Annotated in this window: 15 protein-coding genes; 7 read left to right on the top strand and 8 right to left on the bottom strand. The window is 45.9% G+C overall.

The genetic code is table 11. From position 1 onward, the window contains the following. From accC to cutA, 5 genes are all read right to left on the bottom strand, one after another. The coding region (gene accC / locus B3180_RS11095; RefSeq protein ID WP_286844528.1) for an acetyl-CoA carboxylase biotin carboxylase subunit at nucleotides 1–1,320 on the bottom strand (1,320 nt) is incomplete at its 3' end. Between the two features lie 20 nt (nucleotides 1,321–1,340). After that, the gene (gene accB / locus B3180_RS11090; RefSeq protein WP_054491318.1) at nucleotides 1,341–1,799 is read right to left on the bottom strand and encodes an acetyl-CoA carboxylase biotin carboxyl carrier protein; all 459 of its coding nucleotides are present in this window, start codon (nucleotides 1,797–1,799) and stop codon (nucleotides 1,341–1,343) included. A gap of 14 nt (nucleotides 1,800–1,813) precedes the next feature. Further along, nucleotides 1,814–2,272 carry a type II 3-dehydroquinate dehydratase gene (gene aroQ, locus B3180_RS11085; protein WP_054491329.1) on the bottom strand — a complete coding sequence of 153 codons (459 nt, stop codon included), beginning with the start codon at nucleotides 2,270–2,272 and terminating at the stop codon, nucleotides 1,814–1,816. Nucleotides 2,273–2,416: 144 nt separating this feature from the next. After that, nucleotides 2,417–4,129: a protein-disulfide reductase DsbD gene (locus B3180_RS11080; protein WP_273021610.1), complete on the bottom strand. Its 1,713-nt coding sequence runs from the start codon at nucleotides 4,127–4,129 to the stop codon at nucleotides 2,417–2,419. Further along, nucleotides 4,126–4,446, bottom strand: coding sequence for a divalent-cation tolerance protein CutA (cutA, locus tag B3180_RS11075; protein WP_273021611.1), 321 nt, complete (start codon nucleotides 4,444–4,446; stop codon nucleotides 4,126–4,128). The genes B3180_RS11080 and cutA overlap by 4 nt, the downstream gene beginning before the upstream one ends. A 163-nt stretch (nucleotides 4,447–4,609) precedes the next feature. On the opposite strand from cutA, the gene B3180_RS11070 reads away from it, so the two are divergent. The 3 genes from B3180_RS11070 (at nucleotide 4,610) to B3180_RS11060 (ending at nucleotide 7,235) form a co-directional block, all read left to right on the top strand. Beyond that, nucleotides 4,610–4,900, top strand: coding sequence for a co-chaperone GroES (locus B3180_RS11070; protein WP_054491321.1), 291 nt, complete (start codon nucleotides 4,610–4,612; stop codon nucleotides 4,898–4,900). A 57-nt stretch (nucleotides 4,901–4,957) separates the two neighbouring features. Continuing rightward, complete coding sequence (gene groL / locus B3180_RS11065; protein ID WP_054491322.1) at nucleotides 4,958–6,604, top strand: chaperonin GroEL; 1,647 nt, start codon at nucleotides 4,958–4,960, stop codon at nucleotides 6,602–6,604. Between the two features lie 124 nt (nucleotides 6,605–6,728). Next, on the top strand, nucleotides 6,729–7,235 hold the full coding sequence (locus B3180_RS11060) for a DUF3016 domain-containing protein (RefSeq protein ID WP_222235843.1): 507 nt from the start codon (nucleotides 6,729–6,731) through the stop codon (nucleotides 7,233–7,235). Here B3180_RS11060 and priC read toward each other — a convergent pair. Together priC and epmB are read right to left on the bottom strand one after the other, a co-directional pair. Continuing rightward, entirely contained in the window at nucleotides 7,216–7,536 is a 321-nt protein-coding gene (gene priC / locus B3180_RS11055; protein WP_222235842.1) for a primosomal replication protein PriC, read from the bottom strand. The two genes, B3180_RS11060 and priC, sit on opposite strands and share 20 nt — an antisense overlap. Continuing rightward, entirely contained in the window at nucleotides 7,533–8,579 is a 1,047-nt protein-coding gene (epmB, locus tag B3180_RS11050) for an EF-P beta-lysylation protein EpmB (RefSeq protein ID WP_222235841.1), read from the bottom strand. Before epmB ends, priC begins: the two co-directional genes overlap by 4 nt. A gap of 108 nt (nucleotides 8,580–8,687) precedes the next feature. Here epmB and efp point away from each other — a divergent pair, with 108 nt between their 5' ends. The 3 genes from efp (at nucleotide 8,688) to B3180_RS11035 (ending at nucleotide 10,748) form a co-directional block, all read left to right on the top strand. Then, complete coding sequence (gene efp, locus B3180_RS11045) at nucleotides 8,688–9,257, top strand: elongation factor P (protein WP_011235502.1); 570 nt, start codon at nucleotides 8,688–8,690, stop codon at nucleotides 9,255–9,257. Between the two features lie 6 nt (nucleotides 9,258–9,263). Beyond that, on the top strand, nucleotides 9,264–10,241 hold the full coding sequence (epmA, locus tag B3180_RS11040; RefSeq protein ID WP_286844521.1) for an elongation factor P--(R)-beta-lysine ligase: 978 nt from the start codon (nucleotides 9,264–9,266) through the stop codon (nucleotides 10,239–10,241). Between the two features lie 102 nt (nucleotides 10,242–10,343). After that, nucleotides 10,344–10,748, top strand: a complete 405-nt coding sequence (locus B3180_RS11035; protein WP_222235839.1) for a MerC domain-containing protein — start codon at nucleotides 10,344–10,346, stop codon at nucleotides 10,746–10,748. Here the strand turns inward: B3180_RS11035 and trmA are convergent. Then, complete coding sequence (trmA, locus tag B3180_RS11030) at nucleotides 10,745–11,848, bottom strand: tRNA (uridine(54)-C5)-methyltransferase TrmA (RefSeq protein WP_278358837.1); 1,104 nt, start codon at nucleotides 11,846–11,848, stop codon at nucleotides 10,745–10,747. The two genes, B3180_RS11035 and trmA, sit on opposite strands and share 4 nt — an antisense overlap. 135 nt (nucleotides 11,849–11,983) lie before the next feature. Between trmA and B3180_RS11025 the strand changes: the two genes are divergently transcribed. After that, nucleotides 11,984–13,197 (top strand): S8 family serine peptidase (locus B3180_RS11025; RefSeq protein WP_286844518.1); only part of this gene is annotated, 1,214 nt, incomplete at its 3' end.

Below are 13,197 nucleotides of genomic sequence, written 5' to 3'. Positions count from 1 at the left end.
AAGGTAGTGAATATTGGTACCACCGTGCTGGAAGTTTTCGTCTGCCATAATCGATTTTTGCAGAGGAATGTTCGTTTTAATGTTCTCGATGATTAATTCACTCAAAGCATTACGCATACGGGCTATAGCAATATCGCGGTTTTCGCCGTAAGTAATCAGTTTACCTATCATTGAGTCATAGTTAGGCGGTACTTTGTAATCGGCGTAAACGTGTGAGTCCCAACGAACACCAAAGCCGCCCGGAGAATGGAAACGAGTGATGGTACCGGGAGATGGTGTAAAAGTATCAGGGTCTTCGGCGTTAATGCGGCACTCAACCGCATGACCGCGAATAACGACATCTTCCTGACTAATCGATAGTTGGCGGCCTGCCGCTATGCGCAACTGCTCTTTAATTAAGTCGATACCTGTGACCATTTCAGTAACCGGATGCTCAACCTGAATACGCGTGTTCATTTCAATAAAGTAGAACTCGCCGTTTTCATACAGAAACTCAAAGGTACCAGCACCGCGGTAACCCAGCTCTACACAAGCTTTCGCACAACGCTCACCAATGAACTTGCGCATCTCCGGAGTAATACCGGGAGCTGGCGCTTCTTCAACGACTTTCTGGTGACGACGTTGCATAGAGCAGTCACGTTCACCTAAATGAATGGCGTTACCTTGACCGTCGGCCAGAACCTGAATTTCAACATGGCGAGGGTTCTCAAGGAATTTTTCCATATAAACAACAGGGTTGCCGAACGCTGCACGAGCTTCGTTCTGAGTCATACTAATAGAGCTAAGCAATTCGCTTTCGTTTCGTACAACTCGCATACCGCGACCACCACCGCCGCCTGCTGCTTTAATAATAATTGGGTAGCCGATGCGCTTGGCGATCTTCATGCACTCTTCGGGATCTTCGGGCAGTGGGCCGTCGGAGCCTGGTACGCAGGGAACGCCGGTTTTCTTCATGGCTTTAATGGCTGACACTTTATCACCCATAAGGCGAATGAGATCAGGTGTTGGGCCAACAAAGATGAACCCGGACTGCTCCACCTGCTCGGCAAAGTCAGCGTTTTCAGCAAGAAAACCATAGCCCGGATGGATGGCCGCAGCATCGGTAATTTCAGCGGCGCTGATAATACGTGGGATATTCAGGTAGCTTTCGTTTGCTGGCGCTTTACCAATACAAATCGCTTCGTCAGCAAGTAAAACGTGCTTTAAATTTCTATCAACCGTCGAGTGAACTGCCACTGTTTTAATGCCGAGCTCTTTACAGGCTCGCAGTATGCGCAGTGCAATTTCGCCACGGTTGGCAATGACCACTTTATCTAACATGACAAATTCCTGCGGTTACTTTATTCAATGACAAACAGAGGTTGATCAAATTCAACTGGCTCTTCGTTGTCTACTAAAATTTGCTTAACGACACCGGACTTGTCAGCTTCAATTTGGTTCATCATTTTCATGGCTTCAATAATGCACAGTGTTTCGCCAGCATTAACACGAGAGCCTACAGTGACAAATGGCTTGGCATCAGGCGATGGTGCTTCATAGAAAGTTCCAACCATAGGCGAACGAACAACATGACCGCTAATTTCTTCGCTGGCTGGCTCCGCTGAAGCTGCTGGCTGGCTTGCCGGTGCCGCCGGGGCTTGCTGAGGCGCCTGTTGAGGCTGTGGCGCATACTGCATTGGCGCAGGTTGCGCACTGTAACGGTTAATCCGAACGGATTCTTCACCTTCGGTTATTTCCAGTTCAGCAACGCCAGATTCTTCAACGAGCTCAATCAGTTTCTTAATTTTTCGGATATCCATGCTAACGTCTACCTTTAGTTATCTGTGTTATTCAATATGTTTAAAGCTGCTTGTAATGCGTATTCGTAGCCACGGGCGCCAAGCCCGCAGATAACGCCGTCAGCCACATCGGCTAAATACGAGTGGTGGCGGAAGCTCTCCCGGCGATAAATATTAGAAAGGTGTACTTCGATAAAAGGGATTTGCACAGCGAGCAGAGCATCACGCAGCGCAATGCTGGTGTGAGCGTATGCTGCTGGATTGATCACGATATAATCGACAGAGTCTTTGGCGGCTTGTTGGATCCAGTCAATCAATTGATGTTCAGCATTTGACTGTCTGAAATCGAGCGAAGCGGAGTGCTTTTGGGCAATAGCGTCTAACGACTGGGCGATGTCATCCAGACTTTGACTACCATAAACCTCTGGCTCACGTTGTCCCAGTAAGTTTAGGTTAGGGCCATTTAGCACCAATATTTTAAAACGTTCTGCCATTGTGCCGCCATCTGCTGTGAAGTTACGGTAACTATTAAAATTGACCATAACTTTCAGTTTGGGTTCCTATAACAACAGTATTATAGGGAAAAAAAGCAAGATTGCAGCACTTTACTGGTCTTATCAGCGCATTTAGGCACAAGTTTACTCGGAAACTATCTTTTCCAGATGCTTTTCAAAATCTTCAGCGTTCATATAACCGGTAACTCGATACTCAGCTCGCTCCTTGCCTTCAGGGTCAAAGAACAGAATTGTGGGTAACCCCAATACCTGGTAGCGGCTTAGAATTTCAACGTCTTGCGCGTTATTGCGAGTAACGTCGGCCTGAATCAGTGTAAATTGCTCAAATTGTGCCTGAACGCCGGTATCCGAAAAGGTATATTGCTCAAACTCTTTGCAGGCAACACACCAGTCCGCGTAAAGGTCCAGCATAACCCAGCCGTCGCTATTTTCGACTTGTTGCTGTATTTCGTTAATGCTACTTACCTGGGTGAACAAGCCATGACTTTGCTGCTCTAACTGTGCTTTATTGACTTGCCAATAGCTTCCCGCGGTAGCCATAGCAGCCAATAAAATAATTGCAGTGACTTTGGTTGCAGTCCTCATTGACTGGCTGATTGCTACTGCCAGTGATACTGCCGCTAGAATGAAATAGAAAATCCACAACCACATACTGATGCTGGTGGGGAGTAATCGTTCTACTAAAAATAGACTGACCGCTAAGAGTAACCAGCCGAAAAACTGTTTCACCACCACCATCCATGCTCCGGCTTTTGGCAGAAGCTTCCCGCCGCTCAACCCGAACAATATTAATGGAACACCCATACCCAGGCTTAAGGCATAGAGAATTGCTGCACCGTTAATAATGTCGCCGGATTGCGCGATAAAAAGCAACGCGCCTGAGAGCGGAGCTGTGGTGCAAGGCGATGCAACCAGGCCTGAAATAGCTCCAATAACAAAGACACCAACAACATTGCCGCCGCTCTGCTGACCACTTAGGTTTTGTAGTTTTGACTGCCAACTAATGGGCAGTTGCAGGGTATAGGCACCGAGCATACTGAGTGCAAAGAGTGCAAAGAGTGCCGCAAGAACAAGAAGTACAACGGGGTGCTGAAAATAAGCCTGATACTGCATACCTGCTGAGGCGACGACCAAACCTAATAAAGAATAGGTAATGGCCATGCCCTGTACATAGATAAAAGAAAGCCAAAGCGTGTTTTTCCAGGTGCGTTCACGGTTGCCCAAAACCACACCGGATAAGATGGGGTACATGGGAAAGACGCAGGGAGTAAAAGCTAAACCAATACCCAGGGCAAAAAATAACAGTAAAGTGATAATTAAGTGTTGGTCTTCTATCCCGAAAAGACTGTTACCAGCGTTCTCTGCTGGTGCTGAAATGTCGCTGTTACCACCATTTGTAGGTAGTTTTATCTGCTTTTCTGTTGGTGGGTAACAAAGTCCTGCATCGGCACACCCCTGGTAAAGTATGGTAATGCTGTCACCGGAAAAAGATGGATCCAGCGTAAAAGACCATTCAACGTAGTCACGGTAAACAACTGACTCGCCAAAAAACTCGTCCGTATGAGACTCTCCTTCCGGGAGTTCGGGGGCTTGCGCAGCAGCATTTGAGGGCACAACCTTGAACCGGTGTTGATACAGGTAGTATTCCGGGGCGATGACCCAACTGACAGTGATCTTGTCGCCGTCAGTTTCGCTATCAAAATCAAAAGCCTGATCGACGGGTAAAAACTCATTCTGTTGCTGAAAAGGGTTAGATTGAACACCATGAGCAACGGGCGCAACCAAGGTTAGCGCTACGGTAAAAAGTATCAGGCATGAGATGAGCCGTTTTATCATTTGACTGAATCCTGTATCCACGTCAGGTAATCGGGTAATCCGTCTTCTATGTTAATGCTGATTAACTCCGGGGAATCGTATGGGTGATTCGCACTGACAAAGTCTTTTATGTCACCGAAGCGTTCATCGGTTGATTTTATCAGCATAAGCCACTCTTCATCTTCATGTATTTGCCCTTGCCAGGAGTAAATCGATGTCATATTAGGCACTATATTGACGCAGGCGACGAGCTTTTTCTCAACTAAGTTGCGGGCAAGTTGTTTCGCAGAAGAGTAACTGTCTGTGGTGCATAAAATCAATTTGGGTTGCTGAGTCATAGAACCTCCATATAGCGCCAGTGAGTCTGGCAAATTACCATAAAATTTTTTGCGCTTCCCCCTTGATAACAAAAATTCCTCCCCCATTTAATGAGCACGATGATTTTTACACGCCCTTAGGGGTACTAACCACTAACAACAATAGGTTGAGGAGTTATCAACAATGAAACTTCGTCCTTTACACGATCGAGTCATTATCAAACGCATTGAAGTCGAAGCGAAATCGGCTGGCGGAATTGTTCTGACTGGTTCTGCGGCAGAAAAATCTACGCGCGGTGAAGTCGTAGCGGTAGGCAAAGGCCGTATTCTGGATAACGGTGAAGTGCGTGCGCTTGACGTAAAAGCCGGTGATAAAGTGCTGTTCAGCGAAGGCTACGGTGTAAAAACCGAAAAAATCGATGGTGAAGAGTATTTGATCATGAGCGAAAGCGACATTCTGGCAATTGAAGAATAAGACGCCTGAGTCGCTTATTAGCACAACCGAATAAACGTATTTAAGAGGAAAGCAAAAATGGCAGCTAAAGAAGTCAAGTTTGGTAATACAGCACGTCAAAAAATGCTGAAAGGCGTAAATGTTCTTGCTGACTCAGTAAAAGTTACTTTGGGTCCAAAAGGCCGTAACGTTGTATTAGATAAATCGTTTGGCGCACCAGTTATCACTAAAGACGGTGTTTCTGTTGCGAAAGAAATTGAGCTGGAAGACAAGTTCGAAAACATGGGCGCTCAGATGGTTAAAGAAGTGGCGTCTAAAGCAAACGACGAAGCGGGTGACGGTACGACAACTGCAACCGTTCTGGCTCAAGCCATTGTTAACGAAGGTTTGAAGTCAGTAGCCGCGGGTATGAACCCAATGGATCTTAAGCGCGGTATCGACAAAGCCGTTATTGCCGCAGTTGAAGAGTTGAAGAAAATTTCTCAGCCTTGTGCCGATAGCAAAGCTATTGCTCAGGTAGCGACTATTTCTGCTAACGCGGATCACACGATTGGCGAAATCATTGCTCAGGCAATGGATAAAGTAGGCCAGGAAGGTGTTATTACAGTTGAAGAAGGTCAGGCACTGACTGACGAGCTGGATGTTGTTGAAGGTATGCAGTTCGACCGTGGTTACTTGTCTCCTTACTTCATTAACAATCAGGAAAGCGGTTCGGTTGAATTAGACAACCCGTTCATTCTTCTGATTGATAAGAAAATTTCTAATATCCGCGAATTACTGCCGGTATTAGAAGGTGTTTCTAAAGCCGGTAAACCTCTGCTTATTATTGCGGAAGACGTTGAAGGCGAAGCGCTGGCAACTCTGGTTGTGAACAACATGCGTGGCATTGTTAAAGTTGCAGCGGTTAAAGCACCAGGCTTTGGTGACCGTCGTAAAGCGATGCTGCAGGACATTGCTGTTCTGACTGGCGGTACTGTGGTTTCTGAAGAAATTGGCATGGAGCTGGAGAAAACTCAGCTGGAAGACTTAGGTACCGCGAAGCGCGTTGTCATTACTAAAGACAACACGACGGTTGTTGATGGTAACGGTGATGATGGCGCTATTGACGGCCGCGTTAACCAAATTAAACAGCAGATGGAAGACACAACGTCTGACTACGACCGCGAAAAACTGCAAGAGCGTCTGGCTAAATTAGCTGGCGGTGTTGCGGTGATCAAAGTCGGCGCTGCTACTGAAATGGAAATGAAAGAGAAGAAAGCGCGCGTTGAAGATGCGTTGCATGCAACTCGTGCGGCCGTTGAAGAAGGCGTAGTGCCCGGTGGTGGTGTTGCCTTGATTCGCGCAGCCAGTAAATTAGGTGACCTACGCGGTGACAACGAAGATCAGAACGTAGGTATTCGTCTGGCATTACGTGCAATGGAAGCGCCTCTGCGTCAAATTGCTATGAATGCTGGTGCTGAAGGTTCTGTTGTTGCTAACAGTGTTCGCGGTGGCGAAGGTAACTACGGTTACAACGCTGGTAACGACACTTATGGCGATATGCTGGAAATGGGTATTTTGGATCCAACCAAAGTTACTCGTTCAGCACTGCAGTTCGCAGCTTCTGTTGGCGCGCTGATGATCACCACTGAAGCGATGATTGCTGACATTCCACAAGATGACAACGCAGGCGGTATGCCTGGCGGCGACATGGGTGGAATGGGCGGTATGGGCGGCATGATGTAGTGCGCTCAAAGCTCGTTTAAAGAAGGGAGCCACTGCGGCTCCCTTTTTTTATGGAATTTTTTTGTAAAATAGTACTCTAACCGAATGGTAGTGTCCTTGGCGAAAGTATGGGAGGAAAATTAGCATGCGTGTTCAAGGTATATTAGGAACAGTTTTATTAGCTTTTAGTTTTTCGGCGTTAGCTGGAACGGCTGAGGTTTCGTGGAAAGATGTTGATAGTTACACAGATATTCGACCTGCGGATGGCCTGAAAGATCGTTATCAGCAAAAGGTAATGGACAATTTGACTGAACACTTTCAAAGTTTGGCCGAAAAACTGCCTGAAGAGCAAAAGCTAGAAATTACAGTAACAGATGTTGACCTAACCGGTCGTCTTGAGCCCACGTTTGGACGCTCAACTTCCAATTTCGTCCGTATTGTTCGGGAAATAGACTTCCCCAGAATGGAATTCGATTATCGCTTGGTTGGTAGTGCGGGAGAAGTTTTGAAGGAAGGCCAGGCAAATGTGAAAAACATGAGTTTTAACTACGATGGCCTGGCGTCAAGAGTACGTCGAAATGATCTGTACTTCGAAGAAGAAATGCTAACAGAGTGGTTTGAAGAAACGTTACTTAACCAGCCTGACGAATAGCTTTAAGGCGAGCAAGAGTTTCAGTCATCAACTGTAATTGTTGTACCAGTAACTGCAGCTGTTGTTCGTTGTCTTTGTTTTGTTGCCACTTTTCAAAGTTAGCAGCAATTTCGTTTAGATATGGCTGAAAACGGTTGCCTTTGCTTTCAAATACAGTTTGTTCTGCGAATACACCCTGGAACTTGGCTTTGCCTTGTTGACGTAAATCGTCAAGGTATTGGTCGGCATCAATAACTTGGCGATACAGTTGTTGAAGGTGTTCTTGTAATTTAACTTCTACACTTTCCAGGTTGTCGCTCATAATTTATCCTTTGTTGATTCATTTGTGCCATCCGGCATGATAGCTGTTTTACTGAGCTCCCCCGCCTGCTCGCGTACAAGGCGGGGAACCAGGAATCCCGGTAGCTCGTATGTCATTTGTTGCCACAACGTCTGGGCTTTATCATCGCCGACGGCGAAATGGCTGGCGCCTTCTACCTTATCCAGTTGATGTAAGTAATAGGGTAAAACACTGGCATTAAATAACTTCTCACTGAGCTGAGTAAGAGCTTCGATATTGTCATTCACACCATTTAGTAAAACGCTTTGGTTTAATAAGTGTATACCGGCGTGATGCCATTCTTTTAAAGTGCGAGTTAAGGTTTCTGAAACTTCGTTCGCGTGGTTCACATGCAAAACCAAAACGCTTTTAAACCGACTTTTACTCAGCAAATCTTTCAGCTCGCTTGTCAAGCGAGAGGGTATCACAACTGGCAATCGACTATGAATGCGTAAGCGGGTAAGTTGTGGCAAAAGCTCAAATTCTTTAATGAGATCTTTAAGCCGTTTGTCATTTGCCATTAATGGGTCGCCGCCACTTAGAATGACTTCGTTGATTTCCGGGTTGTCTTTAATGTAATTCAGTGTGTCTGATAACTGCCGTTTACTGAAGGTTAGCTCGTCATAAGGAAAATGACGGCGGAAGCAGTAACGGCAGTTTACGGCGCAGCCCCCCTGCAATATCAGTAGCACGCGACTTTTATATTTGTGCAGCAGCCCCTCTACCGGTCCTTTCTGCTCCTGCAATGGGTCTGTGCTGTAACCCGGTGCTGAGTCAAACTCGTTGCGTAACGGGAGCACTTGTCGTAGCAAAGGGTCGTTGCTGTCCCCCACTTTCATTTGTTCAACAAAAGGCCTGGGGACTCGCATGGAAAATAGCTTTCTCGCTTTAATGTCACCTAAAAACAACGAAGGCTCTAAACCAAGTGCACGCAGCAAATCTTCGGGTCGGGTGTAGGCTTGCTTCAGTTCGAACTGCCAGTCGGGGCGGTCGTTTAGAGAAATGGGATACGCTGACTCGGACACTTCGCCTCCGTAGCTGCTGCAAATAGCGTATATTTTACCTGAAAAAAGTCGCTATTTGTTTTATTATTGCGCGCAAATCATCAGGTATTTACAAAGGAAAGTCTCGTTATGGCGAACTACAGCACTAGTGAATTCAAAGGCGGTTTAAAAATCATGCAGGATGGTGAGCCTTGCTCCATCGTTGAAAACGAAATGGTTAAACCGGGTAAAGGTCAGGCCTTTAACCGTGTAAAAATCCGTAAGTTGATTAGTGGTAAGGTGGTCGAAAAGACGTTTAAATCTGGAGAGTCCGTTGAGGGTGCCGATGTTATTGAGCTTGAGTTATCGTACTTATATAACGATGGTGAGTTCTGGCACTTCATGAATAACGAAACCTTTGAACAGGTGCCTGCCGATGAAAAGGCGGTAGGTGAAGCGGAAAAATGGCTTGTTGAGCAAGATGTTTGTACCTTGACGTTATGGGAAGGTAAACCTATTAACGTTCAGCCACCAAATTTTGTTGAGCTAGAGATTACCGAAACCGACCCGGGCTTGAAAGGTGATACGGCTGGTACTGGTGGTAAGCCTGCGACTTTAAGCACAGGTGCCGTTGTTCGCGTACCTTTATTTGTGCAAATTGGCGAAGTGATTAAAGTTGATACCCGTTCAGGTGAATACGTTTCCCGGGTGCAGAAGTAACCTAAGATGACGATGAACTGGCGGCCGACAGCGGATTGGTCAGTGCTTGTTAAACGCGCTGAGTTAATGCGACAAGCCCGCCAGTTTTTTTATGAACGACAGATAACTGAAGTCGATACGCACCTCTTATCGCAGTTCGGTGTCACAGACTGTCACCTGAATAATCTCACAACCGAGTTCAAACACCCATTCCCTTCAGGAAAGAAAAAGCTCTACCTTCAGACATCACCGGAATACGCAATGAAGCGAATTCTTGCTGCTTATGGGCAAGATATTTTTCAGTTAAGCCATGTGGTTCGTGATGATGAAATAGGCCGTTTTCACAACCCTGAGTTTACCTTACTTGAGTGGTATCGGGTTGGTTACGATGATGTTCAGCTAATAACCGAGGTTTCTGAGCTGCTAACGTCACTATGTGGCGCACCGGAAACTAAAGTGGTCACTTACCAACAAGCTTTTATTGAATATCTGGGCGTGGATCCATTGAGTAGTGCAGGTGTGGATACAATACGGCGACACCTGGTTGAGCGTCCTTCTTTGTCGGAGTGGATGTCAAAGGAAACAGGCGAAGACACCATTCTACAAGTGGCTTTTTCCGAGCTTATTGAAAGCCAGTTTCCTGATAATAGACCAATTTGTGTAACCGAGTTTCCACAGTCACAGGCTGCTTTGGCCAGAATCGACAGCAATGATGCACGTGTCGCACGCCGGTTCGAGTTTTATTACCGTGGGGTGGAGTTGGCTAATGGTTATCACGAACTTTCGGATGCCGCTGAACAGCGTGTCCGCTTCAAAAAAGATAATGAGTGGCGAGAAAGGCATGGGCGGGAGATTCAGCCTGAAGATACCCGTTTACTCGATGCTTTAGACTCCGGTTTACCTGCATGCTCTGGTGTTGCTCTGGGATTTGACCGACTTTTGATGATTATATGTGGAGCAAACACAATAAGTGAAGTCCTGCCTTTTGCTATTGATACAGCATAAGTTTTCGCTGTTTAGAAACAATTTCTCATGATCTCCCTTGGTTATTCTTTCCGTATGTTATAATATAACAACTAAGCGTTTTCGAAGAAGGTATTGCCAAGTATGTCAGCAGAAACATCCAAAAACTTGGATAAAGCAGGAATCTGGATCACCACCTTGTGTGCGATTCACTGCCTGCTGCTGCCTGTTATTCTGCCGCTACTAGCTATGGCGGGGTTGGCCTTTATCGGTGAAGACGCGTTAGAAAATACTATTTTAGGGCTAAGTGTTGTTGTGGGGCTCTGGTCGTTGATTAGTGGCGCACGTAAGCATGGCAAATGGCACCTTTTATCATTATTACTTTTAGGTGCCGTTATTTACTCTCAACGGGATATTCTGGGCCACTGGGGCGAACCTATTATTATTCTCTTCGGTGCCGGGCTGATTATATACGCTCATGTATCCAATCTACGCTTAAACCGTAAGCTCAACTTTTCTACCCTTGCTGAAGAGCCTGCTCAAAACTAGTTGTGCTTTTCTAAAACCACGCCTGTTTCAATGTGATCGGTATAAGGGAATTGATCAAACATTGCTGCCGCTGTGACCTTATGAGTAGCCGATATCGCCTTAATATTGTCTATTAGCGTACTTGGGTTGCAGGAAATATAAATGATCCGCTGGTACTGAGAAACCAGTTTCAAGGTGTCTTTATCTAACCCAGCTCTGGGCGGATCGACCAATACCGTTTTGCAGTCAAAACTGTGAATATCTGCGTCAGCCGCTCGCTTTGATTCAAGCTCACCACTTAAAGCCGCACTAAACTCTTCAGCTGACATGCGTACAACAGTAACATTCTCGATGCCGTTTAACTGCGCCCCTTCACGGGCTGCAGCAACCGAGCCTTTGCTAATTTCGGTTGCCAGTACCGAATTGAACTGACCGGCCAATGGCAGAGTGAAATTTCCATTACCACAATAAAGCTCTAGTAAATCATGATTATTTTGGCCCGCCTGCTCACTGACCCATTCAATCATTTTCTCGTTAATACCCGAGTTTGGTTGAGTAAAGCTATTTTCGGTCTGAATTGACTGGTAGGTTTGCCCATTAACTTGAACATTCTCGATAACTGATTCAGAACCAAAAACAACTTTTTGTTTACGAGCCCGGCCAATTAGATGAACAACATCAGCAAAGGATTGAAGATAGCCATGTAACTCTTTTGCTTCAGCCTGCCACTCTTCTTCTAAGGGGCGGTGATAGAGAAGTGATACGATGGCCTGGTTGGACTTTGTCGTTAGAAAATCGACCTGAAACAACTTATGCCTCAATAAGGGTTTGTCGATAACGTGGCCTATGACCCCCTGCATCAGGCTATTTATAAGCTTGCTTCCCGGAGCAAAGTCATCTTTACGTATTTTTTCCCGAGTTTCAGGGTTAAACATAATGTAGTAAAGATCATCACCTTCGTGCCATACCCTGAACTCAGCCCTCATACGGTAATTGACAGGCTCTGATGGAAAAACGCGAAAGTCTTCAATACCAACTTCACTAAAGCTTTGGCGAATCTTATTAGATTTTTCAATAAGCTGTGCTTCGTAATTTAAAGTCTCGATAGACCGATACGTCATTTATCATACCTGTGTAAAATTTGGTTACAATTTGTTACAAATTGTGGCAACTTAATTTTGCCGACGAAAGAATAACTATTCTCTCACGTTGTGTTGGCCCTGAAAATTCAAAACATAAAAAACACAGGGTTAATTATGAAACTGTTATCAAAAAAATCTCTCGTATTTTTAGCTTGTTCTTCAGTCCTAGCGGCATCTGCTCAGGCTGCTAATGATAAAGAGCGAGTGATTGTTGCCTTTAAACCAGGTAACAAAGCTGCAATTGAGTCTGCAGTGGCAAAAGCTGGCGGGCAGAAGAACGTTGATTTGTCACGCTATAACGCGATGTCAATCACGGTTCCTGCGAACGCGCTGAAAGGGCTCAAGAATAATCCTAATGTTGAATACGTAGAAGCCGATGAAAAAAGACATTTAATGGCATCGGAGTATGAACCCAACCAACCCTACGGGATTTCTCAGGTCCAAGCTGATCTCGTTTCGGATGCTGCTGCAGGTAATACAAAAGTTTGTATTATCGACTCGGGCTACGATTTAGGGCACCCGGACTTACAAAGTGCCGGTGTTGATGGTAGCTATGACTCGGGAACAGGCAACTGGTACACCGACGAAAACAGTCATGGTACTCACGTAGCCGGTACAATAGCCGCACTTGCAAATGGTACGGGTGTTGTTGGCGTATTGCCAAATGGCAATATTAACCTCCATATTGTAAAAGTGTTTAATGCCGATGGTTGGGGATACTCCTCTTCACTGATAGCAGCAGCTGACGAATGTGCGGCGGCTGGTGCAAATGTTATCAATATGAGCCTGGGCGGCGACCGTGGCAGCAAAACCGAAGAAAGAGCTTTTGGTGACCTGGACTCACAAGGCATTCTGAGTGTTGCTGCTGCGGGCAACGCTGGTAATACTCGTCATTCTTATCCTGCGTCGTATGATGCGGTTGTCTCAGTTGCTGCAGTTGACGAAGCGAAGCAAGTTGCTTCTTTTTCTCAGCAAACCAATCAGGTTGAACTGTCGGGCCCTGGTGTTGCGGTTTTATCGTCAGTACCTCGCGGAATGGGTGAACGTTCCGAGGTTACTGTATCCAATACTGCATACGATAATTTAGCGATGGATGGCTCTGCTAAAGGCAATGCATCCGGTGCATTAGCGGATTGCGGCATTGGCGACCAGGCTTGTGCTGACGCAGTTGGCGATATTTGCTTAATTGAACGTGGTTCAATTAGCTTTGCGGAAAAGGTTCAAGCTTGTGAAGCCGGCGGTGGTGTTGGCGCTATCATATACAATAATGAGCCTGGTGTCGTTTCTGGCACGTTAGGCGAAACCGTAACATCAATTCCTTCTGTTGT

This window comes from Idiomarina sp. UBA4206 (genome assembly GCF_002383015.1).
Taxonomy (GTDB): domain Bacteria; phylum Pseudomonadota; class Gammaproteobacteria; order Enterobacterales; family Alteromonadaceae; genus Idiomarina; species Idiomarina abyssalis.
Note: the sequence above shows the minus strand (reverse complement) of the source record. Positions and strands in the feature narration are given on the sequence as shown.